Consider the following 26,080-nt stretch of genomic DNA (forward strand, 5'->3'; position numbering starts at 1 on the left):
CAAAATGGAATAGTGGATTATTCTCAATGATGAATCAGACGGCTCAGGAATTGCTGTGCTCGTTCTTCTCTGGGGTTGTCAAAAAATTCAGCGGCGGTGGCCTCTTCTACAATTCGGCCTTCATCCATGAAGATGACCCGGTCGGCAACTTCGCGGGCGAATCCCATCTCATGGGTAACGACGACCATGGTCATGCCATTATGGGCAAGGGAGCGCATAACATCGAGGACTTCCCCGATCATCTCGGGATCGAGTGCAGAGGTGGGTTCGTCAAAAAGCATGATTTTGGGCTCCATGGCGAGTCCCCTGGCGATGGCTACCCGTTGTTGCTGTCCACCGGACAACTGGGAGGGATAACTGTCTGCTTTGTCGGCAATGCCTACCCGGGTCAGATACTTCATTGCCGTTGATGCTGCCTGTTCTTTGGGTTGTTTGCGCACCTTCATGGGTGCAAGGGTAATGTTATCGATGACTTTTTTGTGAGGATAGAGATTGAAGTGTTGAAATACCATGCCGATGTCACGGCGGAAGAGGTTAATGTCCACCTTTTTCTGATGTAGAGGGATCCCACTGACGACAAGTTCACCTTCGGTAATGGTCTCTAGACGATTAATACAGCGGAGTAATGTGCTTTTGCCCGAGCCGGAAGGTCCGATAATGACGACGACCTCTCCTTCTTCAATGTGAAGATGGATATCTTTGAGGACATGAAAATGACCGAAATGCTTTTGGACACCCCTAAATTCAATCAAGAGTACACCCCATCCTTTCTGCAACGTTTGTGTGGAAAAGGAATAATAAGGAATTAATTGAAACTAGTTATTTAATCATACATAGTCATCCTGCTTATGGCAATTGGTTTGTGATAAAACATGACATAAGTAATGGTCTTTCTAGGGCTATAGCCAGTAATTGTGTTATATATCTGTCAAGTTATTAAATCTCTTGTGACGAATCCTGACAGAAAAATGAATCTAATCTCCTAGTTATTTACCAACCTTTGGAATAGATGTATAGAGTATACTGAAAGTGATGTTCGATTTATGACTCTGTTCAACAGAACAAATTCCATCAAGTTCTAACCGTACATGGCAAAAAAGCTCAACCCTGTGCATCATGCCATTGATATGATGGAGCGGAGAGCACCTGTCTGAACGTAAAAAAAGAAGGTCGTAGCGAAATATTGATCCCATAACGATACATTACAAGTAGAGAGGATGATTCTGCACGATGAATACATATCACTCCCCATTATCGACAGGAGCAAGTGCTCCGTCCGATGTTCGAGCTTATGAAGTTAATTTGCCTGTCATTCCTGCTCAGGAATTTCAAATTACAGACTATGGAGCTGTTGGAGACGGTGTAACGGATAATACGGAGATGTTCAGACTTGCCATTGCGTCATGTGCCGAAGCAGGAGGTGGCAGAATCGTAATCCCTGCCGGGGTATGGCTCACAGGCCCGATTGTAATGCGTAGCCGTATCGAACTACATGTGGAAGCAGGGGCACTGGTGACGTTTAGCCGAGATTTTGATCGATACCCATTAATTGCGTCAAGCTTCGAAGGCTGGCAGGTGGTACGTTGCCAATCCCCGATCGATGGGGATCAACTGGAGGATATTGCGATTACTGGTGAGGGGATATGGGATGGTGGCGGGGAAGCGTGGCGTCCGGTGAAACGCTCCAAAATGACCGCTTCACAATGGAACCGATTGGTTGACTCGGGTGGCGTTGTTGAGCAATCCAGTGGAGATGAAGAGATCTGGTGGCCATCCGCATCTGCACGTGAAGGCGGTACCATTGCGAATCGTTTGCATCAGGAGCAAGTACGTGACGTGGCATCTTATGAAGAAGTCAGAGACTTTCTACGCCCTAACATGGTCAGCTTGCGCAGATGCAAACGGGTATTGCTGGACGGTCCAACGTTCCAGAACTCGCCTGCATGGAATCTACACCCATGGGCATCGGAGCATGTAACCATTCGTAACGTGAGTGTACGGAATCCATGGTTTTCACAGAATGGAGATGGGTTGGACATTGAATCCTGCCGTCATGTGGTGGTGGAGAAGAGTGTATTCGATGTCGGTGATGATGCGATCTGTCTGAAATCAGGCAAGGACGCCGAAGGTCGTGAACTTGGTCTCCCATCCGAGTACATCACCATTCGGGATTGCACGGTGTATCACGGTCATGGCGGTTTTGTCATTGGCAGTGAAATGTCCGGTGGTGTACGGCATGTGCGTGTGTCGGATTGTACGTTTATCGGAACGGACATTGGACTTCGCTTCAAAAGCGCACGTGGACGCGGCGGGGTGGTTGAGGATATTCAGATTGAGCGTATATATATGAAAGATATCATTATGGAAGCGATCTCGTTTTCCTTTTTCTATGCGAATCAGGAAGGGTCTGCCCGGGGCAGTGATCTGTCTCAGGAGATTAGCGAAGAGACGCCAGTGTTCCGGGATATTCGAATATCGGATGTGGTCTGTGCCGGTGCCGACACTGCATTGCTCGTGAGTGGGTTGCCGGAGTTGCCTTTGGATGGCGTTAGAATCGAGCGCTACAACGTGCAAGCCCGCAGTGGTGTTCAATGTGGTCATGCGAAACATCTGCATATCGCTGAATTACAGGCGCAGATCACGGAAGGTCCGCTAATTCATTTGCATCAGTGCAAAGGGGCAGAGCTGGAAGATATTAAAGGCAAGGGTGCAGATGGCCGCCTTCTGATGGTGACCGGACACGAGTCCGCTGGCATTGTATGTCGTGAAGGGGATGCCGACACAGACGGTCGTCAGATCTCTGTTGGTCCTGAGGTACGAAGTGGTGTGATCATTCGCAGGTAAAAGGTGTGTAACAGGTAAACGGTATGTATTTAGGTTTATAAAAGTTGGTCCAATTCAGCCGTAGTGGCGTAGCTATAGATCCAGTAATCAAGGCGCTTCTCGCTATAAGAGGTGAGTAATCTCTGGAGCAAGGCTATCCACTCGGCTTCTATATGATGTTATTTAAGGATCTACCGGTGTTCCTTGCGATAGCGCAGCGGTGTTGTACCGGTGACCTGTTTGAATGTTTTGTTAAAATGAGCCGTATGCTCAAATCCTACCTTCTCTGCGATCATCTGGACACGCTCTTGTGTGGACAGCAATCTTCGTTGTGCTTCCCGGACCCGGACAACGCGCAAATATTCGCTAAACCGAAACCCGGTAAATCGGCTGAACATCCGGCTCAGATAGGATGGGCTGATATAGAAACGATTGGCTGCACCCTCCAGCGTAAGTGGTTCCGTATAGTTGTTATTTACATAAGTGACAATTTCGCTGATTTTGTCCTGCATCGGATGCAACGGACCTGGGCATGATTGCCGGATGACCTCCTCCACCCGATGAATACGAATCAAAAGTTGGGCAAGCAGGCTTCTGACCGCGATCTCATAGTGAGGGCGGCGCTCTTTGCATTCTTGCAGCATCTGCCACAATATGCGCTCCATCTCGGGCTGTTCCGCTTCAGGCAGGTGAAGGAGTCTTGAGCAATTAAAAGGCAGCAGGCCACATATGCCGAGTTCCATCCCCGTCGCAAAAGCAGGCGAAAAACCGATTAGAATCCGTTCGAATCCCGGAATGCTTCCTTTGGAGGTGGTATGTACATCGTGTGGATTGATCAGAATAAAATCACCCTTGCGGGCGGATAAAATCTGACCATTCATGGAGTAGACCCGCTCACCTTCAAGCAGATAATACAGTTCATAGAACGGATGAGCATGAGGCTGTGGCATACCGTTCCCATCCTGTCTGCGCATATGTTCAATGGTAAATGAATGTTCCCCGATTCGATATTTGGGTCCAATCCGATCCTCTATGAGACTCATGGTACAGCACCCCTCTGCTTCACGGATTAACAACGATATCCATATCATAACGGAAAATCCATCTTTTTGTAAACGCTATCATTGGAAATGAAATATTTCTTTAATCATATCGTTAAATACCGGGAGAACGAATCTGGCATGGCCCATGTGCGCTGTCAAGGTGACAAAACTTGAATGATGTTTTAGAGTAGGGAGAGAGAGGCAAAACTCTGGTTAAGGAGTGTCTCGAATATGATTTGGAAGGAAGGAAACAGGTTATGACGACACATGAATTATCGCCATTGGTTGCTGCGCTCAATATGCAACCTCACGTTGAAGGCGGTTGGTATAAGGAAGAATGGAAGGCATCCTATCAGATTCCTCAATCCGTTCTGCCGGATGCATACTCCGGCCCACGATTCTCGGCAAGTTCCACGTATTTCTTGCTTCACGCACATGAGATCTCCGAGTGGCATACGGTTCTGTCCGATGAACTTTGGCTGTGGCACAGCGGCAGTCCAGTTGAACTGAAGCTGGGCGGCAACGGGGAGAACCCGGAGAACGAGGAAGTTCTCGTTCTGGGAATGGATATTGCTGCAGGACAATCACCACAGGTGCTCGTTCCTGCCGGCGTATGGCAGACAGCACGCCCGCTGGGCGATGAGCCTGTACTGGTAACTTGCGTAGTAGCGCCAGGTTTCCACTTTGATGATTTCAAGCTGGTATCCAAAGGAGAATAGTAAGTACTTGATATGAGAAATGAAAATCCCGATCCGAGATGCTCAGGGCATCCGAATCGGGATTTTTTAGTTATTTGAATGATGTAGTTAGAAGTTAAAGTTGTCTGGATCCGAACCAAAGCGTTTGTTCTCGTTCAGGCCGTTAATCTGCTCTACTTCTTCCGAAGTTAATTCAAAATCGTAGAGATCGGCATTCGCGTGAATACGTTCCGGCGTAACGGATTTCGGTATGGTCACGATGCCGTTCTGCAGATCCCAGCGCAGAATTACTTGTGCGGGGGACTTGCTGTATTTGGCGGCGATGTCCTGAAGCAACGGATGCTCCATCAGATGACCTTGTCCGAGGGGAGACCAGGCTTCGATCTGAATCTGATGTTTGTTGCAGTACTCACGAAGCTCTGATTGGATCAGTAGTGGATGAAGCTCCACCTGATTAACTGCTGGTTTGATCGTGGCATCGATCATCAAGTCTTCCAGATGGTGAATCTGGAAATTGCTCACACCGATCGCGCGGATGCGTCCTTCTTTATGGAGCTTCTCCAGCGCTCGCCATGTATCTTTGTACTTGCCTTTGACCGGCCAGTGGATGAGATAGAGATCCAGGTACTCCAGTTCGAGTCGTTCCATACTTGCCTCGAAGGCAGCTAGCGTGGATTCATATCCTTGATCACTATTCCATACTTTAGTGGTGATGAACAGATCCTCACGGGCTACTCCGGATTCACGAATACCTTGAGCAACACCCGTTTCGTTGTTATACGCTTTGGCTGTATCGATGCTGCGATACCCGGCTTGAATGGCCGTTTTGACAGCATGAACGACTTCGTCTCCGTCTTTAACTTTGAACACCCCAAAACCTAGCCATGGCATTTTGACTCCGTTATAGAGCGTGGTTGTGTCCTGCACGTGTTTCATGGTCCGAAATTCCTCCTCTGATTGATTCATTGTTCCACTATGTAATTACCCTGCTGTTCCGCGGCCAATCGATATCGAAGAGCCGTCTTGATTGATTATACTAAAAACTTCCTTGTATTGGAAAAGAACACGATCCATCTCGGGAAGTAAACGCCGTGATTATCCTTTTTCTTCAACCAGAGGTTTGGTTTTGACGCTTGTGGGTGATAAGATGAAGTATACGATATATGGAAGTCAAGACTTTGCTATGGAGAGTTTACATAAGAAAAGAAGAAGTGCGGAATCGGGTACAGGCCGGGCCGTACGATTAACGATAAAGGAGCAAGAATACAATGGCTAAACCTAAACAAACCAAAAAAGCAGCAGCCTGGTCTCTCGTGGTGATGGGAGCAGGATTTGCTGCATCCTTGCCTTTCCAAGGCGTTCCCGTGGGCAAGTTGCTGGTAGGATCATTTGAAGCGGGACTCGTGGGTGGACTGGCGGACTGGTTCGCAGTTACGGCGCTATTCCGTCACCCGCTGGGTATCCCAATTCCGCATACGGCTTTATTGCCAAAAAATCGGAATAAAATGACCGAAGGTCTGGTCTCCGCAGTAGAGAATAACCTACTCAACAAAGACAGCATCACCGAGAAAATTGCAGATTTCAAAGCAGCAGAGACGGTGCTCGATACATTGACGCGTGAGCTTCACAATGACGGGATCAAGACGATGATTGATACGCTCTGCAAACGAATTCTGGCGGGTCTGCCGTTAGAGCAGATTGCTCCCCTTGTAGCGCGTGAGATCAAGTCACAGGCGGGTGCCTTTGATCTGGCGCCGATTCTGGAACGGGCTGCTCACCAGATGACGGAGCGGGGTTATGACGCCAAAGCGTTGGACTACGGACTGAAGCAAGCCGAAGAGTGGCTCGTTAAGCCCGAGACGATCATGTTTTTGGGTGAAAGCGGCATGAAAGCCATCAGCGGTATTCAGATGAACGGGTTAATGCAGTTTGCGATGAATGCATTCCTTGGTTATATGAACGAGGAGCGCCTGGGTGGCATTTTACAAGGATATCTCTTCGATCGGGTAGAGGATATGAAACGTGAAGGCAGCGCGCTAAGGTACAAGGTGCTTGATATGGTACGTACCCAGACGGTACGTTTGGCAATGAGCGAGGCTATGCAAGATGGAATCAATAGCTGGAAGAACAATATGCTGGAGGGCTGGAACGCAGAGGAGACGGTGCTGAACAAACTCACCGAACTGAGAGACAAGGCGCTCGCCGCGATGGAAGATGGACAGTATGTAGATACGTATGCACTGCCTGCCATTGAGCGGGTACTGGTTGATCTGCGGGCAGATCACGATTTGATGACAGGTATGAATGCCAAGATTGTGGATGGCGTTACTACACTGCTGGAGAAAAACCATTCCAAAATCGGTAAACTGGTGCGCGAAAATGTGGACAAAATGGATAATGCCACTTTGGTTTCGATGATTGAAGATAAGGTTGGACAGGATCTGCAATGGATTCGGATCAACGGAGCCGTTACCGGATTTGTTATCGGGATTGCGCTGACTGCGCTACAGATGGCATTGGCATAATAGTTCAACATGGCATAAAAAGGGCCGCTCTATCGAAGAGCAGGCTCTTTTTGTCGTGAATCGGAAAAAGCACAATACTCTATAGAATTATGATGCAAAATTCAGGAAATCGGGTAATATACACGCGAACACGCGTATGAATCATTTAGGAAGAAAGATACATAAAAACGATGCTCTCAGCCGATGTGGCGATGTTGATTTTGTACTATGATTCAGGTAACACAAGGTAAAGGCATGAATGAGTGAATATTCCTGATTCTATGGGTACACATATACATTGAAATCATAAGAAGAAGGTGATGGGTATGGGGCCAATACAAAAAAGGGTATGTGTATTCTTCTTAATTACGCTAGCTATCTTTATTTTGGGAGGTTGTCAGAACATGAAGGAAAGCGAGAAACAGGCACTTTTTCAGGAAGCAGAAACAAAAGCAGTAAACTATTTCAAAGACAAGTATGAGCTGAATGTTGTTATTACCAGCAAGGAGTTACTGCCCGAAATGGCACTTGATTCTATTGCAATGGAAGGGCACGTGGTCGAGCAAGAAGAACAAGAGTTTACCATTTCATATGACTATACCGATAAGAAAATCAAAAATTTTGGTATGAGCCCTGCAATCAAAGCAGCCATTATTGCGAAGGGCTATGATCCTTTTGCCAAGTAGATTGTATTGATTCTTTGGAGGTGAACATAACATGAGCGATACACCACGAATTGATGATGAAACATACCGACTGATGTCGGAACTGGCTTACGAAAATGCTAAAGCAGGCACCGAATATGCGAATCTACCAGGATGGCAAGTGCTTGAGGATACGCATGGCAATGGTTATTCCGGGTTTGATGCTGTAACTTTTTACAATCCGGAAACGGATCAGGCGGTCATTTCTTACCGGGGAACGGAGGGAAGTGCCGGATGGGATCGTAAAGGGCTTGATTTTCTGGCGGATGGTCAGATTGCGATCCCGGAACTGGGCAGAAAAATTGAACAGTCTACCGATTTCACACCGGATTGGTTATCAGGTGGCATTCAAAAGGTAAAAGACGTCACCGGATTGACCCATTTGGATAATGCAGTGGGTGAGCTTGATCGACAGCTTGATAAAAAGTTGAATCCTTTTCCGAATCAAATGTATGAAGCAGAAGACTACGCAAAGGATATGCAGAACAAATACAAGAATTTGGACTTCTCCTTGACCGGTCATTCGCTAGGCGGCGGAAATGCCCAGTATGCAGCAGCGCATACGGGAATGACAGCAGTAACCTTCAGTGCGCCATCTGTCATATCCAGCTTGACTCCATCACTGAAACGTAAGGCAGAAGAGGGCGGATTCGATAGTCAGATCACAAATTTCGGTCACCCGGGTGACTTTGTTGCCAGTGGATTCTTTGGTGGCTATGATCGCCATGTTGGTTCCATGTATTACATCAACTCCAATTATGAAGACATGAACGGCAGCATGAGCATGTTGGATAAGATCAATAACACCTTTGGTGGTAAGGAGTACCACGACCTGAAGCAGTATCAGTTTGAGAATGGTTATATTTCCAATGATCTGTACGACCCTATCACTGGTGAAAAAATCAATAAAACGCCTCGTGAGCCTTCCAATATCATGACGGAGCTTGCAGATATTATGCGTAGTTTTGGAGTGCAGACCAATAAGATGGTTGCAGGTGTGGGTGCCGTGGGAGGAGTTTCCGGTCTGATTCAGGTAACGCCGGAAGAACTGAAGAGTGTCGCATCCCGGTGGAAGCAAAATGCACAGCAATGTAATGCGGAGCTGAATCAGGTCCGAAGCCGAATGGCTCAATACCTGCATACGAGCCGCAGTCGCAGACTGGAGCCAATTGTCACCCAATTGGACGCGTCCATTCATGAGCTTGGCACATGGCATATGAAACACACCAGCCAGTTCCTGAACTTTATCGATGAGAAGGCGGATGCCTTCCGGCAGGCGGACGAAAGTCCGGTTCATTTTTAATTAGGATTCCTAGGTTAGCGTTGATATCACGTACATAGGGGGAGGGAACACGAGTGGGTGGACAATTGCTGGTGGAATTGAATGATCTTCGGATTGCGGAAAAAGAACTGACACAGCTGCTTGCCCGTCTGCAAGCCGATGAGCAGGAAGCGAGGGCGCTATACAGTCGCCTAAACGATTGGAAAGGGCAGTCTGCAGATCATACAAGGCAGCAGATTGAAGAGTTTTTTGCGGGCCTGTCCAGACGCATTCAATCCATTGAACAGCAGAAGAAAAGCTTGCTGCAATACATTGAGATTATGATCCAGACGGATCAGCAACGCTAAAGAGTGGTAAGGCTGATGTCATATTGCGGATGGCAATCAGCGTTAAGATGAGTGTGACAGTGGAGAGGCATGATTGAGTGCGTAACCCATGGAGTGAAATGAACATGGGTAGCCAAACAAAGAATTGCACATAGCCAAAAAAAGCCTATAGCACAACGGGTTGGATCCCGTATGCCATAGGCTTTTTTTTGTTATCTGAATTTGTCTCAAGTTATCGTGAACTTAACGTTAGTTCTTAACGTTTTTTGCGACGTGTAGCCAACGCGATCCCCAAGAAGGACAAGATCAGGGCCAAAATGGATACGATCAATGTTGCTTGTTGAAGCTTCAGCGTACCCGGGTCTGTATCCGTGTTGTTCGGCTCACCTGTAACGGTGTCATTGAGTGCATCGCCGAGTGTGGTGTCATCGTTTGCTTTGCTATCGTCGGTAGCTGCATTATCCCCAGCGGCTCCTTCTGTACCTGCACTATCATGTCCATCGTTGGCATGACCTCCACCTGCCGCAGCATTACCAGCAGCAGCTGGATCTTCGCTAATCGTTGTAATACTGTGCGGGTTGGCGTCACTTGGTTGGCCTGTCCATTCTACGATGCTGCCGTCGCTGTAGTATTGGAACGCATCCCAAGCCACTTCAGCTTCAGCCGTTGGGTTCTGTGCAACGAAGTTGAACTGCTGGAATTGTCCTGCCAGAATTCCTTCGTTATCGCCGTCAATTTCCCACGTAATCGATGTTACTTCATTGGAATCGTTCTTCTCGGTGGTGATTTTCCAGCCTGCCAGTGGTTGGTATTGCTTGAATGCAACACCTTCTGGAACTTTCATGGTGATTTTGGTCGTAGGCAGTTCCTTCTCGGATGGAATCTTAATGGTGTACGTCTGCCATGCGCTTGTCTGTGCAACGGATGGGCTAACGGTAACGTGAGCGCTCGCGAATCCGGCGAATAACATGAATGCTGCGGTACCTGTTGCGATAGTGGATGTTAGTTTGGAAATCCATGATGTTTTCTTCAAAATAAATAACCCCTCTCAGTTCTTATCATATATGATGCGGCCCATTTTCTTAAATGAGTGTCTACGTTCTGCAAAGGCGCCGTTTCGGTTACGAATGGTCTTTCGATCACCGTTATTCCCGGATCTTTTAGGCAACTATATAAATTTAACTAAATACGGTTTACACATACACTCCGATGACAGAATAACCTTCCAATCGCTGTTATCCCCAGATTTTTTGATTCCCTTTTCTCAAAGGGGAAAATCTGGTGATAAAGGCGAACGCTTCGCTTTTTCAGGTTTTTTCTGTCCTCTCCGTTTTAGTGTAAAAAATAGTTCAATTTATATAGTAATAAGTTGAAATCCGGGAATAAAGGCGATTGCTTCTCCAGAATCAATTTCGTTCCCTTCACTACATTTGCAGTTTGTAGAAACACTAATTTTAGATTGGGTCACTTTTCAATCTGAACGTTGTGTAACTACGGCTTGGCGGTGTCGATCTCAAATTCGGCATCTAGTGCATCCAACGTTTTGGTCAGAAGATGTACCTTGATATTCCAACGTCCAGGCATGGAGATGTAATCTTCAGCCTTGTACACGCCGGTGTCATTTTTCGGAATGGTGATCTCATAGATCCCCATATCCATGTCCAGATGTGTGAGTGACAGGGTGATCTGTTCCAGATCTTTGACGATACTGCCATCTGCACTTTTGACGTCCACTTCAAATTGGTTCTCTCCCGTTACATTGGGACTCACCTGAAGTGTGATCGCTGAGCCATCTTCTGTAGTCTTCGTCTCCTGATACGGTCCGATTGCTGCTGGTTGCCCTGGAGACAGGTGGGTCAACACGGCAGCCAAAGCGAGAATTACAGCGCCGGTGGCAAGTTCGGCTTTCAGGCTACCGGATAATCTGATTCCCATTGCAGCTCTTGCCAGTCTGGCATGACGCCATGCGAAGACAAGCATCACAATTAGCAGGACAATCTTGCCGATCAGGACAAGACCATAGGCTGTAGTGAACAAGGAGGTCAGCAAGGGTGCAGGCAGAATAATGAGACTGCTGTATATTCCTGTAGCGACCAGAGCGGCTACGGCGCCAATCCCCCAGGCGGTAAACCTGCGAATGGCAACCCAGTATACTTCTCCTCGAACCTTCGATGGCAGCTTATCCGCCAGTGGAGGCAGACATATCGCCATGGCCGTCAATGCGCCAATCCAGAAAGCGGCACCGATCAGATGCACGAAATCCATGGTAATGGCGAGTCCGCGTTGATCGGCAGCAGCCGGGTGTCCTGTCATGGCATGTGTGAACAACCAGCCGAGCACGAGCACAAGTGAGCCATAGGAGGACCAGATGCGCACACGGATGGAGCGATCCCGATCATATCCAGATAGAATGGTGACTGCCAGCAGCATCACGACCAGCATCTGTACCATCCAGATCTGGCCAAAGGATGTCAGCTTGAGCGCACTTCCGATCAGTCCCCAACTCAGCTCACCCAGCGCCACGCCAGATTCGTATAACGTGTTCAGTGGCAGGCTGACCAGAGCGGCAAAAGAAGCGGCAGCATAGCTGATCCACAACAGTCTGTAGCTCCCCGGAACGTCCATAGGTTCTCTTGTCATGGAAGTCGGAGCGATCCGTAGCAACATGAACGCGAGTGTACCCAGAATGACAGAAAGTCCGAGATACTGAATCCAGTCGGTTAGGGATACGATCCATTTCAGCGGTCCACCTGTTGAACCGGAACCGGATGTAAGATCACTCAGCCCGGCAGGCGATCCAGAAGGTTCACCGATATGGAAAACATACACTCCCTGAATCGGATGCCCATCGGCAGATACAGCCTTCCAGTTGACGGCATATGTTCCGTTGCCAAGTCCGGTCTGCAGGCCAGTCTCCAGAATATGAGGGCGCTCCGCATCAATCTGCACCTTTCCATCGTCTGCCTGAGTGCCGTCAGGTCCGGTAATTTTGATATCATAAAAGGCTGTCTGCAAGGATTCGTTGAACTCCAGCGTCAGCCGCTCCGGAGCAGTTACGAGTATCTCGTTCTCTCCAGGCGAAGCCTTAACAATATAAGCATGGGCAGATGCCCACTGTGGCATAACAAGGCAGCACACGAGCATCAGGCAGGTGACTAATGCCCAGTGCCGTTTGCCCCATTTCAGGGTAAAGCTTGTAAAAATCAAAAAATCATCACCCTCAGGTTATAGATTTATAGTCACTCATGGCGTTTGGAACACAATCTAACCCATTATAACTTTGTCCAAAATGACTGCGTATGACTACATTGGGCTATAAAAAAACGATTTGGTCTGCATAATTGTGACAAAAGCATGAATGCTATGACATTCCGCACCTATGCATTCCATTTCGAAGCAGCGAGTTTATTTGCGAAGCTTGCGCCCTGCCAGCCCGCTCTCTAGTGCATAGCGGGTAAGTTGTACCCGATTTTCAAGCTGCAACTTCTGCAAAATGTTTTTCAAATGATTCTTCACCGTCTGGTCGGAAATGCCGAGCTGATCGGCGATCTCCCGATTGGTATATCCTGCGGATACCCATTGCAATATCTCAAGCTCCCGTGCCGTGAGCGGGTTGTCTTGCACATCTTCACTGCGTGGCGCGGGAAACTCCTGCAAAATCCGGTAGGCCAGTTCCTTGCTGAGTGGTACATCGTCACTGACGATGGCGCGCAGGTACTCCAGCCAGGTGGAAGGCGTTAGATTTTTCAGCAAATAGCCTTGAGCACCTTGTTTCAGTGCTTCGAACAGAAAGGTCACATCATCCGATACCGTGACCATCACGATAATAACATAGGGGAATCGCAGTTTGATCTGACGGGTAGCTTCCAGCCCATCCATGTCAGGCATCTGCACGTCCATCAGGATCAGGTCAGGCATCCATTGTCCGGTTAACTCCAACGCTTCCTGTCCATTCGAAGCTGTACCAATCACTTCAAACAGGCTATCCTCGGATAAAATGCTACAAATCGCTTCACGCGCATGCGCATGATCGTCAACAACCAATACACGTACATGTTCCATGTTAGGCATGCTCCTTTCCAATCGTCATTCGTGTATGCCCCGGTCTTGAATCGAGGGTAAAAGACCAACCCATCTCGGCAGCACGCTCTTTCGTAATTCGCAGTCCGTACCGATCCTTCAGATGAAGAGGATCTCCACTTAGTCCATTCCCATTATCCTGAATATAAATGAACCAGGCAATCGGGTTACCCTCCGCATGAATCTGTACGCGGGTAGCCTGCGCATGTTTGCGTACATTTAGTAAACCCTCCCGGATACAGGCCAGCAGTTCCACTTGCTCCTTGGCAGTGAACGTTACACCGCTTAGATCCCAGTGAATCTGTGCGCCAGGTACTGTCTCCTTGACGAGCACTTCAACCTGCGCATGCAGTGAGATAATCTCGGGTGCCGCCGTAGAGGAGGGAACATAACGCAACTGGGCAATGGCTTGCCTCACATATGTATTGACTTCATGCACCGTTTTTTGAATCTCCTGGATCTCATGCTCATGTCCGCTTCCGGCCAGACTGCGGCCCGCTTTATCCGTCTTTACCGATAGCAGGAAAAGGGATTGGGATATGCCGTCGTGAAGCTCTCTGGCCAATTGATCGCGGGCTTCCAGTGCGGCTTTGGCAGCACGTTCTTGCTCCAGAGCAGCCCTGGCACCTTCAAGCATGCGGAACAATCTGCTGAGCAGAGTCACGCTGACGAGGTAAACGATGACGGGCGTTAGCCAGTTTCCGGCATCCATCGAAAGATACGGCATCAGGAACTGATGGCGAATATATTCCCAGATGCCTACTGTGAATGTGGGGATCAGCAGAATCATCCATTTGATTTGTTTATAGGACATGAATGCAGAACTCCTTTGATCTAGGATTAGCTGAATAACGTACTTTAATTATGCAGTGATGGGACCATTATAACGCAAGCTTGTCCAAGACCCTAGTCTATGTCTTTGGAGAAACCTGGGGAGGATCAGGGAGTATTTAGAAGGATATCTAAGAACGACAAGGGGTGAAATGTTGTCACGCTAGGTGAGGGTTGGTGTATCCAGCTGAGGAAGGCTGAGTCCGTTTTCCCTATGGGAGAAGGTCCTCTATACTTAATATAGAACGTGAATTCATTACAAAACATGTTAAGGAGTGACGCAACAACATGAGTCAAGAAGTATTGGAACGTCGCAGTGAATTGCTCAAAAAGAACATTCATCAGATGCTTGTTCAAGACAATCAGCACGGTATCAGTCGCCAAGACAACATGTTTTTGCAGCAGATGATTAAAGAGCTGCATCAGACCTCGCATGAGATGAATACCAAATCTTAATGTAGAATCTGCACGAGAATGAAGTTGTCTGGTGTACGATTCATTCCATGAAAATGAAAATGGCGCTATCTCCGATCAGACCGGGGATAGCGCTTTGACTTTTTAAGGGGATGTAGAAGAAGTTTCGTTCATCTTATAGCAACTGTTGCTGAGCGGTTCTTTTCTCAATATATCGAATGAACAACTCGGCAAGCTCCGGATCGAACTGTGATCCCGAACATGCGCGTAGCTCCCGAATGGCTTCCTCCACATTCTTCGTCTCCTGATACGGGCGTTCTGTCGTCATGGCATCAAAGGAGTCGATGACGGTCAACATCCGGCACAGCCGAGGAATCTCGTTACCCTTCAGACCATAAGGATAGCCTTTGCCATCATAGCGCTCGTGATGCAGCTCAATATACGGAATCAGATCGGCGAAGCGATCGTTCGTGATCACCATTTTTTTGCCCCAAGTGACATGCCCTTTGATTGTTTCCCATTCTTCAGCGGTGAGCTTGTCCTTCTTGTTGAGAATGGACCAGGGAATCTCCAGTTTGCCGATGTCATGAATTAATGCCCCCAGCACGAAACGCCGTTTCTCCGCATTGTCCAGCTTGAGCAATTCACTGATATCCAGTGCGTATTTATAAACCCGTTTGGAATGTTTGAACGTATCCATATCCTTGTATCTGAACAGATTGAGCTGCTGCTCGATGTCACGAACATCCTGTACCAGATCAATCTCGTGCTCCATACCATCATTGCTGCCGTGACGGTGCACGTTGTTCTTGCCTTGTTTCTTCGCATAATACAGTGCTTTATCGGCCTGATCCACGAGCTGGGATTTGTTATACATATCCACCTGATAGGGTGCGACGCCGCCCGAGAAGGAGAGACAACCGTGCGGAAACACTTCAACGCCTTCAAACGGTGTATCGTTCAGTTGCTTGCGCAGCTTGTTCATGAACTTGTAGGATTCGTCCAACTCCATGCCTGGCATGAGCAACGTGAACTCTTCCCCGCCATAACGAAAGGCGGTAACAGGTGTACCTTCCGTCTTTCGCATCAGAAAATCCCCCAGCAGGGCTAACAGGCTGTCACCTTGAAGGTGACCAAACCGGTCATTATACTTTTTGAAATCATCGATATCTAGTAGTCCCAGACAGAGCGGGGTTCCCTGCGTTCGAGCGTTAGTCAGTTCACTCTCTAACATGCTTTCGAAATAACTATGGTTGAACAAACCCGTACGTTGATCCGTGTTGGCCTTTTCCTCAATCGTCTGATACATCACGAACAACTGCCTGAATGCATGGGAGAGCAGAATGCTAAGACTCAGATACAACAACAGGCCAAGTACGCCATTGTGCACAACCAGAATGGTCAGGACCAGCGCCAGAATCAGCGTACACAGATAAACCAGCAGGGATTCGGTAACGAATGCCCGCTTCATCTGCTGTAATGCATCCTTCGTCGAGAAATGAAAGAACAAGCCGAGCGTGATCGTGTTAATAATGAAGTAGGCTGCGAGCGCTGCGAAATAAGGAAACAGGTTATATCCATTCAACGTACCCGATTGACCACCCGTCCACTCAAACACGGCAGCTGCTCCTGTAATCATAAGACTGTAGATGCTGAAGTTGACAATGTGTTTCCACCAGGTGAGCTTGCGCTCTTTGATGAGCAGGATGATGGAGACAGGGAGCAGCACGGACAGACTGAATGCTCCGCCAAACATGAATATACAGGCAAGGTACACCGATGAGTCCATGGATTGCTGATTGCCTTTGGGTGGAATCTGGAACGTGAAATAATCCAGAATCAACGCCGCACCCAGCATGGTGTAGACCATAACCCAATCTGACGTAGATAGATGAAGATAAGACCATTTGTTCATGTACAGAAAAACACCGATACCGGTGCAGCTAAGCAAAATAACATACAGACTGCTTCGATCTGCCTTATGGATAAGGTTACGAATAAAGTTCATAAAAAATCTCCTGCTTGGGTTTAGTCTACTCTTGATGTGTATATAAATTGAGCTGATAGGTATTAACACTTACACTTCGATGACAGAACAACCTTCCGATCGCTGTTATCCCCAGATTTTTTGATTTCTTTTCCAAAAGGGAAAATCCCGGGATAGCATATGCTTCCGATGCAGCTTTCTTTTAGAAAGCTTTTAGGCGAACGCTTCGCTTCTTCAGGTTATTTCTGTCCTCTCCGTTTTCGTGTAAATGTTCAGTTCAATATATAATTGGTGCGCTGGTATAGAGGTATACTATATAGATGTATAACATATCAAGTTGACTACCAAAAATCCAGAAAGAAAAAACAGGCCGCGGGCAGCCTGTTTGTCTTGTTTGGCGGTATGGATACTAGCCGCCCAGCTTGTATCCCGAAGTTAATGCCACAACGACAGAAGCCACGATGATTGCGTTGATGACAATGCGGGAATATTTCACACCTTCAAATTTTTTCATGGAGAAGACCTCCCTTCCTTGGAGTCTGACTGATCTTCTTCAAGCCTGATGAGTTTTAGCCGGTTGAACAGCCTTTTTGTCCCGACTCACCATCATGTACTGGATAAACAGGAATATGCCAACGTTCATGACCACATCACCGATGCTGATCACCTGAGTTCGTGGATAAGGGCTGGACAACGGGATGATATCACCGAGAAAAGGTAGGTGTGTAGACGCATCCATCATGAAATGCTTCGATACGGCTCCGCCTTCCCGAAGCATGTCTACATAATAGGGTCCCAACACAGCTGAAGCTTCCACAGAAACCGGCATGCGCCCACCGTTGACAGCCATCACGGCAAAATTGAGAAACACCCCAATCCAGATGAGCATGAAACCGGTATGGTGTCTGTTGAGCCACAGAAAAGCGAGCCCTGTAATGTAGACGGCAGCAAAGAGGTAACCATTAATGGAAGCCACCCATTCGAATCGTTCCTGCAAATAGAAAATAAAGAACTGGATTAGCAGCAATACAGGGAAAATCCAGCCACTTCTCAATTTGAGAGCTGCAAACTGGTTGAGCCCGTGCCGCAACCCGCCCCGAAAAAATCCAACGATCAAACCGAGCAGAATACCGTCGTATACCATGTGTAACCCCTGTTCGTTCGGAAATGTGCAAAATGATTGCGTGTTTATGTACTTAAGACATTCGACCTTATATTGGTAATTCCTGCATGGAAAAAATGAATATTAGGAAGAAATTTGAAAAATACTAGATAAAAAACCGTCTTTACGAACCTATAGGTCGAAACCCTTGTAAGATTCGGTAAAGACGGCTACTTATGATGCCAAAATACGAGCTTTAATTCGGTTGGAGATGGAATTTATTTTATTCGGAACCACCGTTTAGATAATTGAAGAAAGGCTGGTCCACCCAGAAGTCATAAGTCGTAATATCCGCATCAGGCGCTAGCTTCAGGAAGCCTTCACGAATGGCTTTGGCATTCTCTTTCAGAGAGAAGGACTGAGCATAGTAATTGCCAAGCGCAATCTTATTATTGGAAATGACCGGATAGTTCGCCAAAGCAGTTGGGGAATAATACAGCGGCTGCCACCAGGAGCTAAGGATCAGTGGAGATGTGCTATCGCTGTTCTTTTTGGCATATTTCAGAACAATGTCGTTGAAGCGAACTTTGTCTGCCACATTGTTGAACTCGAATTGAATGTCATATTCCTTCGCAGAGGCAATATAGTTGCCATTCTCGATCTGTGTCACTTTATAGTCAGGCGTTTCTTTCGGCTCGCCCCATTCCTTCAAATAGATGAAGGCAGATGTCTTCGGCTGGAATTGCACATCAGCATCAATACCTTCGCTACGCAGCAAACCAATCAATTGTACAGCGTGCTGGATATTATCGTGGCCGTAAGTAAGTGTCAGCTCATCGATAAAGTTGGAATCAAAGCGGCTATCCTTCAGGTTGTAACCTGTTACGAGATCATCTCGAAGGGCCTGATCCACAATTTTTCTCAATTCAGGTGACTCAATCAGATCCGCTGTGCGATATGCAGCATACAGTTTGGAGTAGATGTCTGCATCGCCGGAACGTCCAATCTCGTGTTTATATTTTCCTTGGCTGATCAGGACGCGTCCAAGCAGCGTATTAGCGAAATCTTTACTTGCTACGCCACCCTTAAGGAGAGCAGGGTACAGGCTTTCGGGAATCAGGCCTGTATCGATCGCAGCAGCCAGTTCCTGTGCGGCTTGTCCCTGAACACGGTTCGGGTTAATGCCCACCTTGGCAAGTGCTTTAGCTGTTTTCTCTGCAGGATATGTATAAGCCAGTTCCTTGAATCCAGCTGCTTTTACCGCGATGAAGACAGCTGCATAAGTGCTCAGTTGATCCTTGGCACGTACTTCTGTACCTGTAAGAACCCCATTATTGTATAAGGATACGGCAGCATCATAGGAAGAATCACCAGAGACCAGATCGGTAAAGGCTGGAGCTTTGGCTTCACTGTCGCTTGCTTGAGCTGCTGTCGTGATGGCTGCAATGGCTTGAATGAAGTCACCTTTGGTAATCTGTTGCGGCAATTGAATGCTGTATTTCGCTTGCAAGAATTGAGCAAAATCCGCTGCGCTTTCCGTATAAGCAACAGGAGCCTGGGCTACCGGTCCTTTGACACTTTGTGAGGTGGTTGGTTTAGCCGGAGTTGCAGATGCTGCAGAAGCAGAAGCGGGCAAGCTTAGGCTGCCGAGTGTTACCGGAGCGGCGAGCAGGGCCGCCAGTGTGATCTGGGTGATTTTTTTCAAATGAATAGCCTCCTTAAAATGGGTTGGAAAATAATCAGCTTTGGGTTATAATTCTGACAAATCCTATATGAATAGAATAATTGGATTGACTTTAGCACGGAGACGCGCTGGATGTCAACGAAAAAAAAGCTTGATACAGAGCGGTTTCCAGAGCTTGGAAGAAAGTAAATCGTCAATTATATTCTAATTGAGTGTATACGCTCAAAGATTTATTGACAAGGATCGACAGTATCCGCTAGGATAAGAAAAAAGAATGTTGAAAAGGGGTATTTTCAAAATGAAAAGAGGTTTATCGTTCGTCTTATCGATCATTATGTTGGCTATTTTGTTGGCAGCTTGTGGAACTTCGGCTTCCAAAGACGAACAATCCGCCCAAGGCAGTGATTCGGAGAAATCTCTTCGGATGGCCCTCGTACTTCCCGAAAAAATAGGGGTTAACCCTTTCTTTGTACAGATGGATGAAGGCTTCAAAAAAGCAGGCGAAGAATTCAAAGTAGATACCAAGACGATTGAATCGACAGACCCGGCAGCATTTGAACAAAATCTGCGTGCTGCGGTTGCCGAGAATTATGATCTGATTATCACAGCCACTTTCCAGGCAGAAGATGCATTGAAGAAAGTCGCTGCAGAAAATCCGGACAAGTCCTTTGCCATTGTAGATACAACCGTTGATCTGCCTAATGTTCGTAGCGTTGGTTTCCGTGAATATGAAGGGGCGTACCTGCTTGGTGCAGCTGCTGGATTGTCCACCAAAACAGATAAAGTCGGCATGATCGCAGCAATGGATGTACCATTGATCAAGAAATACACGGAAGGTTTCAAAGCTGGATTGGAATCCGTTAATCCGGATGCAGAATTCTTCGTGAACTATGTAGGTGGATTTAATGACCCAGCCAAAGCAAAAGAATTGGCGCTGGTGCAATTCGGCAAAGGCGCTGACTTCATCGCTGGCGCATCCGCTGTAGGCGATCTCGGCGTGTTCGAAGCAGCGAAAGAAAAAGGCTTCTATACTTCCGGTCAGGATACGGACCGCACAGTTGAAGACCCGGAACATATCGTATTGTCTCAATTGAAATCAACCGATACCGTTGCTTATGAGACCGTGAAAGATTTCGTAGAAGGCAACTTCAAAGCAGGCGCTGTTAACTACGGTTTGAAAGAAGACGGTGTAGGCCTGACTTACGTTACTCGTGATAGCGAATCTCCGCTGAATGCTTTTGTCGGACAAGAAGTGATCGACCAAGTTAAAGCAATCAACGATGATATCGTATCCGGCAAAATTGTAGTCAAAGATCCATTGCAACAATAGTTTTGAATGTTCTTTTCAATGAATGAGTGATGGAATTGATCAGCCGGCTGCCCGATCAGGCAGCCGGTTTTGCTGCTATTAAATGACCGAGACCGAGGGGAGCGGACGCGAGATATGCTGTTGGAGATGGAGCAGATTACAAAAAAGTACGGCGACTTCACCGCCAACCGTGACATCCGTTTTAATTTGCGTGAGGGAGAGATTCATGCCCTGGTAGGTGAGAACGGAGCCGGTAAAACAACCCTGATGCGCATGTTGTACGGCATGGAACAGCCCACGTCAGGCACAATCAAAGTTCGTGGACGTGAGGTGAGCTTTGCAACACCGTCCCAGGCGATGGCAAGCGGCATCGGCATGGTGCACCAGCATTTCATGCTGTTCCCTTCCTTTACGGTGGCGGAGAACATCGTGATCGGACGCGAACCGGCTAAGGCAGGTGCATTTGACCGCAAAAAAGCAGCGGCTCAGGTGAATGAGCTTGGCAGACAATATGGCATGCCAGTTGACCCGTGGAAAAAAGTTTCCGAGTGCCCGCTTGGTATGCAACAGCGTGTTGAAATTCTCAAGGTGCTGCATCAGGGCGCAGACATCATTATATTGGATGAACCTTCGGCGGTATTAACACCGCTGGAAGTGAAAGAGTTGTTGGCGAACATGAAATCGCTCGCCAAACTGGGCAAAACCTTTGTACTGATTACACATAAGCTTCAAGAAGTTATGGATGTAGCTGACCGAATTACGGTGCTTCGGGATGGTCAGGTGACAGGTACGCTGGAAGCCAAGGATACACATGTGGAGGAATTGTCTCGTCTGATGGTTGGTCGTGAACTTGTGCGTATGGACAAGCAGCCATCGGTTCCAGCTGAAGCGGTGCTTCAGGTCAAAGGAGTCAATCTGTCTGGAGCGAAGGATCGTTCGGCGCTCAAGGACATCCACATGGAGGTACGAAAAGGCGAGGTTGTTGGTATAGCGGGTATCTCCGGTAACGGCCAGTCTGAGTTGATTCAGGTTATTGCCGGACTTCGTAAGGCAGACAATGGTCGTGTCTTGCTCTCAGGCCAGGATACAACGAACTGGCCTGTACGGCGCATTCGGGAGCATGGACTTGCTCATATCCCGGAAGATCGTTATATGTGGGGAGCGGCCAAGGACGCAAGCGTTCGCGAGAATGGACTGATGGGACACCATCATCGCTTGCAGTCACGTGGCATTATCAAAGCCAAAGCAGCAAGAACTATGGTAGAGAGCTGGATCAAACAGTTCAGCATCAAGACAGGTTCTGCGGAGACCAAAGCACAGTTTCTGTCCGGAGGAAACTTGCAGAAGCTGATTGCAGCCCGTGAATTTGCACAGGATACACCGTTTCTGATTGCAGCCGAACCGACTCGTGGTGTGGATATCGGAGCCATGGAGACGATTCATGCTGAATTACTGCGTAAACGCAGTGAGGGAGCGGGCATTCTGCTCATTTCATCGGAATTGTCCGAAATTTTGCAATTATCTGATCGAATTATTGTCATGTATGAAGGCGAAATTGCCGGAGAATTGAGAGCAGAGGAAGCGACTGAGGAACAGATCAGTTTGTTAATGGCAGGAGGGAAAGAGCGGATATGAATCGGGTAAAAGAAACACTTCGCGGACTCGTGCAGCCGCTGCTTGCCGTATTCATCGGTCTGCTTGCAGGGGCTGTGGCGATTCTGATCGTTGGCGGTAATGTGGTGGATACGTATGCGGAGATGTGGAAAGGGGCCTTCGGCAACTTCTATTTCTTCACGAATACGTTGGCTCGTTCCACGCCAATTATCTTGGCAGGACTGGGTGTGGCGCTTGCATTCCGTGCCGGATTTTTCAATATGGGAGCCGAAGGCCAGATGATTCTCGGCGGGCTCAGTGCTGCGCTTACGGCGCTCTATCTGCCAGGGCCAGGCTGGTTCGTGTGTATTGCGGCGATTGTGGCAGGTATTGTTGCCGGGGGAATCTGGTCTCTGTTTGCAGGCTGGCTGGATGCACGCTTCGGGATGAACCTGCTGATCACAACTCTACTACTTAACTATATTGCCATTTATTTTGGCGGATACATGGTCTCCTATCCATTCAAGGATCGGACTGGATCTGCAGCAATGGCACAGACTCCGATGATCGATCAGAGCATCTGGTTGCCGAAGTTGTTTCAGGGTATGGGACTGCATGCAGGCTTCATCATTGCCATTGTAGCGGCTATTCTGATCTACTGGTTCACGCACAAAACGGTGACTGGTTACGAGATTCGCATGCTCGGCAGCAATCCGTCCTTTGCAACCTACGGCGGTGTTCGCCGCATTCGCATGATGATGCTGTCCATGGTCATCAGTGGCGGACTTGCTGGACTCGCGGGTGCAGGGGAAGTGCTTGGTACACAATACCGTTTCCTTGATGGCTCGCTGTCATCTGCAAGTTACGCATGGAGCGGCATTATGGCGACGCTGCTTGCCCGCTCGCATCCACTTGGTACAGCTGTGGCAGCCATTTTGCTCGCTGCGCTACAGACAGGTGCCATGGGTATGGAACGGAATACGGATGTGCCGCTGGAAGTCGGCAGTGTTATCCAGGCCGTATTGACGTTATTTGTATCAGCTCAGATCGGTTATTCATTCCTGAAGCGGAGAAAGGAGAAAAAGTCCAATGCAACAACTGTTTGATGCAGCCATGTTTGGCTCAACCTTGCGGATTATGACTCCAATCCTGCTTGCAGCGCTCGGTGGGGCTTTATGTTCCCGTGTCGGTCTGTTCAACGTCGGTCTCGAAGGACTGGTGCTGATCGGTGCGTTCTCCGCCATTGTCGGTAATTATCTGTTTGGCAATGTGCTGCTGGCTGTACTCTTTTCCATTATTATTGTGATGTTATTCTCGGCGCTCTTTGCCTTTATAAGTATTAATCTGAAGGCCAACGCCATCGTGGTCGGGATCTCGCTCAACTTCCTGGCTGCGGGGGTGACGACCTTTGCACTTCGTGCGATTTTTGATGTAAAAGGTGCATACTACGACAAAGACATGGTGGGACTTCCCAAGTGGGATATCCCGCTGATCAAGGACATTCCGTGGTTAGGCGATGTATTATCAGGACATAGTCCCTTGGTTTACCTCGGCATTGTGCTCGTGATTGGACTGCAATTCTACCTTTTCAAAAGTGTATCTGGCTTCCGTCTGCGCTCGGTCGGTGAGAACCCGATTGCAGCACAGAGCATTGGGATCAAGGTACGTGGCATCCAGTATGGTGCCGTTCTGATGTGCGGCGTGTTGTGTGCTCTGGCTGGAGCGCAGTTGTCGCTCGGTCAGGTGACGATGTTTACCGAAGGCATGACTGCTGGTCGTGGTTTTATTGCGCTGGTGGCAACGATGCTGGGGCAAGCGAATCCGCTTGGCGTCATGGGCTCCAGTGTGCTGTTCGGCTTCATGGAAGCATTGAGTATTCGTCTGCAAGGATTCTCCCTGCCGACGCATTTCACGTTGATGCTGCCGTATATTGTGACGCTGGTCGCGATGTTCTTTTTCAAAGACCGTACCTATGCACAGGATGCACTGAAAGCGGGCGGAAGCTCGCGTTAATTCCTGAATGCCTATGCTAGAGACAGTAAAAGAAGGAGGGATTCCACTTGCATAACAAGGCTGAACGGTTGAAAAAAAGTAAAAGCCCGGCACCCAAAACAGGCAACGATCACGGAGATCGGCTGCCGCCGGGACAGATGCTGACGGAGAAATTCCCAATTCTGCATGAAGGGGAAGTGCCGGAATATGACCTGTCCACGTGGGATCTGAAGGTATTCGGCGAAGTGGAAGAGGAGAAGGTCTTCTCCCTAGCTGAGTTGCAGGCGATGCCCCAGGTGAACACGGTGAGTGATATTCATTGTGTCACACGCTGGTCGAAATTCGATACGCCGTGGGAAGGGATTCGCTTTTCCGATTTTGTGAAGCTTCTGGGGGTTAAACCGGAAGCGAAATACGTTATGATCCATGCGGATCATGATTATGAGACGAATGTACCGCTCGAAGAATTGATGCATGATGATGTATTGCTTGCATTCAAATATAACGGCGAGCCACTAACGCCCAAGCATGGTTTTCCGCTCCGTATGGTCGTGCCACAACTCTACTTCTGGAAGAGTGCGAAGTGGATACGTGGTCTGGAGTTTATGACAGAAGACCGGAACGGATTCTGGGAAGTGAATGGTTTCCACCATTTTGCCGATCCGTTCAAGGAACAACGCTTCTCGGGTGAAGATATTCCGATTCCGGAAGACGAGTGGACGAAGAAGGAGTTTGATTGATATGTTGATGCCTATTTTGCAGATTCATTCGGAAGATATGCCGGCATACGCCATCGTCTGTGGTGATCCGGCACGAGCAGAGAAGATTTCCCGCAAGCTGGAGCAGGTGAAAGAACTGGCGTTCAGTCGGGAGTATCGTACGTTTGTTGGCTTATATGAAGGGGTACAGATGGCTGTCGTCAGCCATGGTGTAGGTTCACCTGGAGCAGCTGTCTGCTTCGAAGAATTGATCCGTGCGGGTGTAACGACTCTGATTCGTGTAGGTACCGCGGGATCGTATACAGCCGATTATCCGGCAGGTAGTGTGATTGTGAGTACAGCCGCTGTTCGATCAGACGGATTGACTCGCCAACTGGTGCCGGATGGTTTCCCAGCAGTAGCGGATATAGGTGTGACGCAAGCGCTGGTCGAGGCTGCTCGTGAGCAGGAGAGCGCAGATGCTGCAACCTTTGCAGGCAAAGTGGGCGTTGGTATCACCGTAACGCTGGATGCGTTCTTTGCAGGCGTGGAAGAGATTCCACACCGCAAGTACAAGCAGGCTGGAGCGCTTGGGGCCGAGATGGAAATTGCGGCCCTCTACATCGTCAGCACCTTGCGTGGTGCTCGCGCCGGAGCCATTGTCGCGATCGATGGATTCGCAGACAGCGATCTGGCTGCCGAGTATGATCCGCATACGGATGCGGTTGGACAAGCGGTGGAGCACGAGATTAATGCCGCTCTGCGTGCGCTAGCGGTGCTTGCTCGTCAGGATCAAGCGTAATACGAAGCTAGTAATTTAATCGGTAAACGTCCACCTGATGTGGACAATAAGGAAAGAGGGCAACCCGTAAGGTCATGAAAATGACCAGTGGGATGCCTTTTTTTGTGCTTTAAAGAGAGTGTATCCACTTAACGAACTCAGCACGTCTTATTCGGGCGGAAATCGTAAGTGTGAAATTCTAACGAATTGTAGGCACGCTAAAGCCTTG

Annotated in this window: 23 protein-coding genes; 13 read left to right on the top strand and 10 right to left on the bottom strand. The window is 48.2% G+C overall.

Annotation, left to right across the window (positions count from 1 at the left end; genetic code table 11):
* Positions 1–23 precede the first annotated feature (23 nt).
* Positions 24–776, bottom strand: coding sequence for an amino acid ABC transporter ATP-binding protein (locus OM416_RS23265; protein WP_303048971.1), 753 nt, complete (start codon positions 774–776; stop codon positions 24–26).
* 454 nt (positions 777–1,230) lie between these two features.
* Here OM416_RS23265 and OM416_RS23270 point away from each other — a divergent pair, with 454 nt between their 5' ends.
* A complete protein-coding gene (locus OM416_RS23270) occupies positions 1,231–2,844 on the top strand; it encodes a glycoside hydrolase family 28 protein (RefSeq protein ID WP_264933452.1) in 1,614 nt (537 codons plus the stop codon).
* Positions 2,845–3,014: 170 nt separating this feature from the next.
* Here the strand turns inward: OM416_RS23270 and OM416_RS23275 are convergent, their stop codons facing one another.
* Entirely contained in the window at positions 3,015–3,866 is an 852-nt protein-coding gene (locus OM416_RS23275) for a helix-turn-helix transcriptional regulator (protein WP_264933453.1), read from the bottom strand.
* A gap of 257 nt (positions 3,867–4,123) precedes the next feature.
* Between OM416_RS23275 and OM416_RS23280 the strand changes: the two genes are divergently transcribed.
* Positions 4,124–4,585, top strand: a complete 462-nt coding sequence (locus OM416_RS23280) for a cupin domain-containing protein (RefSeq protein WP_169480886.1) — start codon at positions 4,124–4,126, stop codon at positions 4,583–4,585.
* An 87-nt stretch (positions 4,586–4,672) separates the two neighbouring features.
* Here the strand turns inward: OM416_RS23280 and OM416_RS23285 are convergent, their stop codons facing one another.
* Complete coding sequence (locus OM416_RS23285) at positions 4,673–5,500, bottom strand: aldo/keto reductase (RefSeq protein WP_264933457.1); 828 nt, start codon at positions 5,498–5,500, stop codon at positions 4,673–4,675.
* 332 nt (positions 5,501–5,832) lie between these two features.
* On the opposite strand from OM416_RS23285, the gene OM416_RS23290 reads away from it, so the two are divergent.
* The 4 genes from OM416_RS23290 to OM416_RS23305 all read left to right on the top strand — a co-directional run bounded on the left by OM416_RS23290 (position 5,833) and on the right by OM416_RS23305 (position 9,401).
* Positions 5,833–7,089, top strand: a complete 1,257-nt coding sequence (locus tag OM416_RS23290) for a DUF445 domain-containing protein (protein WP_264933459.1) — start codon at positions 5,833–5,835, stop codon at positions 7,087–7,089.
* A gap of 383 nt (positions 7,090–7,472) precedes the next feature.
* Positions 7,473–7,754 (top strand): hypothetical protein, encoded by a 282-nt coding sequence (locus OM416_RS23295; RefSeq protein WP_264933461.1) that lies wholly within the window; start codon positions 7,473–7,475, stop codon positions 7,752–7,754.
* A gap of 31 nt (positions 7,755–7,785) precedes the next feature.
* Entirely contained in the window at positions 7,786–9,075 is a 1,290-nt protein-coding gene (locus OM416_RS23300; RefSeq protein WP_264933463.1) for a hypothetical protein, read from the top strand.
* Between the two features lie 53 nt (positions 9,076–9,128).
* Positions 9,129–9,401: a hypothetical protein gene (locus OM416_RS23305; protein ID WP_264933465.1), complete on the top strand. Its 273-nt coding sequence runs from the start codon at positions 9,129–9,131 to the stop codon at positions 9,399–9,401.
* Positions 9,402–9,636: 235 nt separating this feature from the next.
* Here the strand turns inward: OM416_RS23305 and OM416_RS23310 are convergent, their stop codons facing one another.
* The 4 genes from OM416_RS23310 to OM416_RS23325 form a co-directional block, all read right to left on the bottom strand.
* The gene (locus OM416_RS23310) at positions 9,637–10,413 is read right to left on the bottom strand and encodes a YcnI family protein (protein WP_062837184.1); all 777 of its coding nucleotides are present in this window, start codon (positions 10,411–10,413) and stop codon (positions 9,637–9,639) included.
* Positions 10,414–10,871: 458 nt separating this feature from the next.
* A complete protein-coding gene (locus OM416_RS23315) occupies positions 10,872–12,587 on the bottom strand; it encodes a copper resistance CopC/CopD family protein (RefSeq protein ID WP_264933468.1) in 1,716 nt (571 codons plus the stop codon).
* Between the two features lie 198 nt (positions 12,588–12,785).
* Positions 12,786–13,442: a response regulator gene (locus tag OM416_RS23320; protein WP_264933470.1), complete on the bottom strand. Its 657-nt coding sequence runs from the start codon at positions 13,440–13,442 to the stop codon at positions 12,786–12,788.
* A 1-nt stretch (position 13,443) separates the two neighbouring features.
* Positions 13,444–14,274 (bottom strand): sensor histidine kinase, encoded by an 831-nt coding sequence (locus OM416_RS23325; protein ID WP_264933472.1) that lies wholly within the window; start codon positions 14,272–14,274, stop codon positions 13,444–13,446.
* A 305-nt stretch (positions 14,275–14,579) separates the two neighbouring features.
* Here OM416_RS23325 and OM416_RS23330 point away from each other — a divergent pair, with 305 nt between their 5' ends.
* Positions 14,580–14,747, top strand: coding sequence for a hypothetical protein (locus OM416_RS23330; RefSeq protein ID WP_167350943.1), 168 nt, complete (start codon positions 14,580–14,582; stop codon positions 14,745–14,747).
* A 133-nt stretch (positions 14,748–14,880) separates the two neighbouring features.
* On the opposite strand, the gene OM416_RS23335 is transcribed toward OM416_RS23330, so the two are convergent.
* The 3 genes from OM416_RS23335 to OM416_RS23345 form a co-directional block, all read right to left on the bottom strand.
* Positions 14,881–16,713, bottom strand: a complete 1,833-nt coding sequence (locus OM416_RS23335) for a diguanylate cyclase (protein ID WP_264933474.1) — start codon at positions 16,711–16,713, stop codon at positions 14,881–14,883.
* A 532-nt stretch (positions 16,714–17,245) separates the two neighbouring features.
* Positions 17,246–17,836: a DUF5317 domain-containing protein gene (locus tag OM416_RS23340; protein WP_076332627.1), complete on the bottom strand. Its 591-nt coding sequence runs from the start codon at positions 17,834–17,836 to the stop codon at positions 17,246–17,248.
* 241 nt (positions 17,837–18,077) lie between these two features.
* Positions 18,078–19,499 carry a hypothetical protein gene (locus tag OM416_RS23345; protein ID WP_264933477.1) on the bottom strand — a complete coding sequence of 474 codons (1,422 nt, stop codon included), beginning with the start codon at positions 19,497–19,499 and terminating at the stop codon, positions 18,078–18,080.
* Positions 19,500–19,776: 277 nt separating this feature from the next.
* Between OM416_RS23345 and OM416_RS23350 the strand changes: the two genes are divergently transcribed.
* The 6 genes from OM416_RS23350 to OM416_RS23375 all read left to right on the top strand — a co-directional run bounded on the left by OM416_RS23350 (position 19,777) and on the right by OM416_RS23375 (position 25,872).
* Positions 19,777–20,808, top strand: a complete 1,032-nt coding sequence (locus OM416_RS23350) for a BMP family lipoprotein (protein WP_264933479.1) — start codon at positions 19,777–19,779, stop codon at positions 20,806–20,808.
* 114 nt (positions 20,809–20,922) lie between these two features.
* Entirely contained in the window at positions 20,923–22,422 is a 1,500-nt protein-coding gene (locus OM416_RS23355) for an ABC transporter ATP-binding protein (RefSeq protein ID WP_264933481.1), read from the top strand.
* Complete coding sequence (locus tag OM416_RS23360) at positions 22,419–23,486, top strand: ABC transporter permease (protein WP_062837193.1); 1,068 nt, start codon at positions 22,419–22,421, stop codon at positions 23,484–23,486. Before OM416_RS23355 ends, OM416_RS23360 begins: the two co-directional genes overlap by 4 nt.
* Positions 23,470–24,393, top strand: a complete 924-nt coding sequence (locus OM416_RS23365; RefSeq protein WP_074093220.1) for an ABC transporter permease — start codon at positions 23,470–23,472, stop codon at positions 24,391–24,393. The genes OM416_RS23360 and OM416_RS23365 overlap by 17 nt, the downstream gene beginning before the upstream one ends.
* 47 nt (positions 24,394–24,440) lie before the next feature.
* The gene (locus tag OM416_RS23370) at positions 24,441–25,112 is read left to right on the top strand and encodes a sulfite oxidase-like oxidoreductase (protein ID WP_264933484.1); all 672 of its coding nucleotides are present in this window, start codon (positions 24,441–24,443) and stop codon (positions 25,110–25,112) included.
* A 1-nt stretch (position 25,113) separates the two neighbouring features.
* Positions 25,114–25,872, top strand: coding sequence for a nucleoside phosphorylase (locus OM416_RS23375; protein ID WP_264933486.1), 759 nt, complete (start codon positions 25,114–25,116; stop codon positions 25,870–25,872).
* Positions 25,873–26,080 lie beyond the last annotated feature (208 nt).

It is taken from the genome of Paenibacillus sp. LS1 (assembly GCF_026013365.1).
In the GTDB taxonomy this organism is placed as follows: Bacteria; Bacillota; Bacilli; order Paenibacillales; family Paenibacillaceae; genus Paenibacillus.

Excerpts from the sequence above, each read along its gene's own strand:
- OM416_RS23350 (WP_264933479.1), top strand. The coding sequence starts at position 19,777 with ATGAAAAGAGGTTTATCGTTCGTCTTATCGATCATTATGTTGGCTATT.
- OM416_RS23340 (WP_076332627.1), bottom strand. The coding sequence starts at position 17,836 with ATGGTATACGACGGTATTCTGCTCGGTTTGATCGTTGGATTTTTTCGG.
- OM416_RS23270 (WP_264933452.1), top strand. The coding sequence starts at position 1,231 with ATGAATACATATCACTCCCCATTATCGACAGGAGCAAGTGCTCCGTCC.
- OM416_RS23290 (WP_264933459.1), top strand. The coding sequence starts at position 5,833 with ATGGCTAAACCTAAACAAACCAAAAAAGCAGCAGCCTGGTCTCTCGTG.
- OM416_RS23285 (WP_264933457.1), bottom strand. The coding sequence starts at position 5,500 with ATGAAACACGTGCAGGACACAACCACGCTCTATAACGGAGTCAAAATG.
- OM416_RS23300 (WP_264933463.1), top strand. The coding sequence starts at position 7,786 with ATGAGCGATACACCACGAATTGATGATGAAACATACCGACTGATGTCG.
- OM416_RS23335 (WP_264933474.1), bottom strand. The coding sequence starts at position 16,713 with ATGAACTTTATTCGTAACCTTATCCATAAGGCAGATCGAAGCAGTCTG.
- OM416_RS23330 (WP_167350943.1), top strand. The coding sequence starts at position 14,580 with ATGAGTCAAGAAGTATTGGAACGTCGCAGTGAATTGCTCAAAAAGAAC.
- OM416_RS23325 (WP_264933472.1), bottom strand. The coding sequence starts at position 14,274 with ATGTCCTATAAACAAATCAAATGGATGATTCTGCTGATCCCCACATTC.
- OM416_RS23280 (WP_169480886.1), top strand. The coding sequence starts at position 4,124 with ATGACGACACATGAATTATCGCCATTGGTTGCTGCGCTCAATATGCAA.
- OM416_RS23295 (WP_264933461.1), top strand. The coding sequence starts at position 7,473 with ATGAAGGAAAGCGAGAAACAGGCACTTTTTCAGGAAGCAGAAACAAAA.
- OM416_RS23360 (WP_062837193.1), top strand. The coding sequence starts at position 22,419 with ATGAATCGGGTAAAAGAAACACTTCGCGGACTCGTGCAGCCGCTGCTT.
- OM416_RS23375 (WP_264933486.1), top strand. The coding sequence starts at position 25,114 with ATGTTGATGCCTATTTTGCAGATTCATTCGGAAGATATGCCGGCATAC.
- OM416_RS23365 (WP_074093220.1), top strand. The coding sequence starts at position 23,470 with ATGCAACAACTGTTTGATGCAGCCATGTTTGGCTCAACCTTGCGGATT.
- OM416_RS23275 (WP_264933453.1), bottom strand. The coding sequence starts at position 3,866 with ATGAGTCTCATAGAGGATCGGATTGGACCCAAATATCGAATCGGGGAA.
- OM416_RS23355 (WP_264933481.1), top strand. The coding sequence starts at position 20,923 with ATGCTGTTGGAGATGGAGCAGATTACAAAAAAGTACGGCGACTTCACC.
- OM416_RS23320 (WP_264933470.1), bottom strand. The coding sequence starts at position 13,442 with ATGGAACATGTACGTGTATTGGTTGTTGACGATCATGCGCATGCGCGT.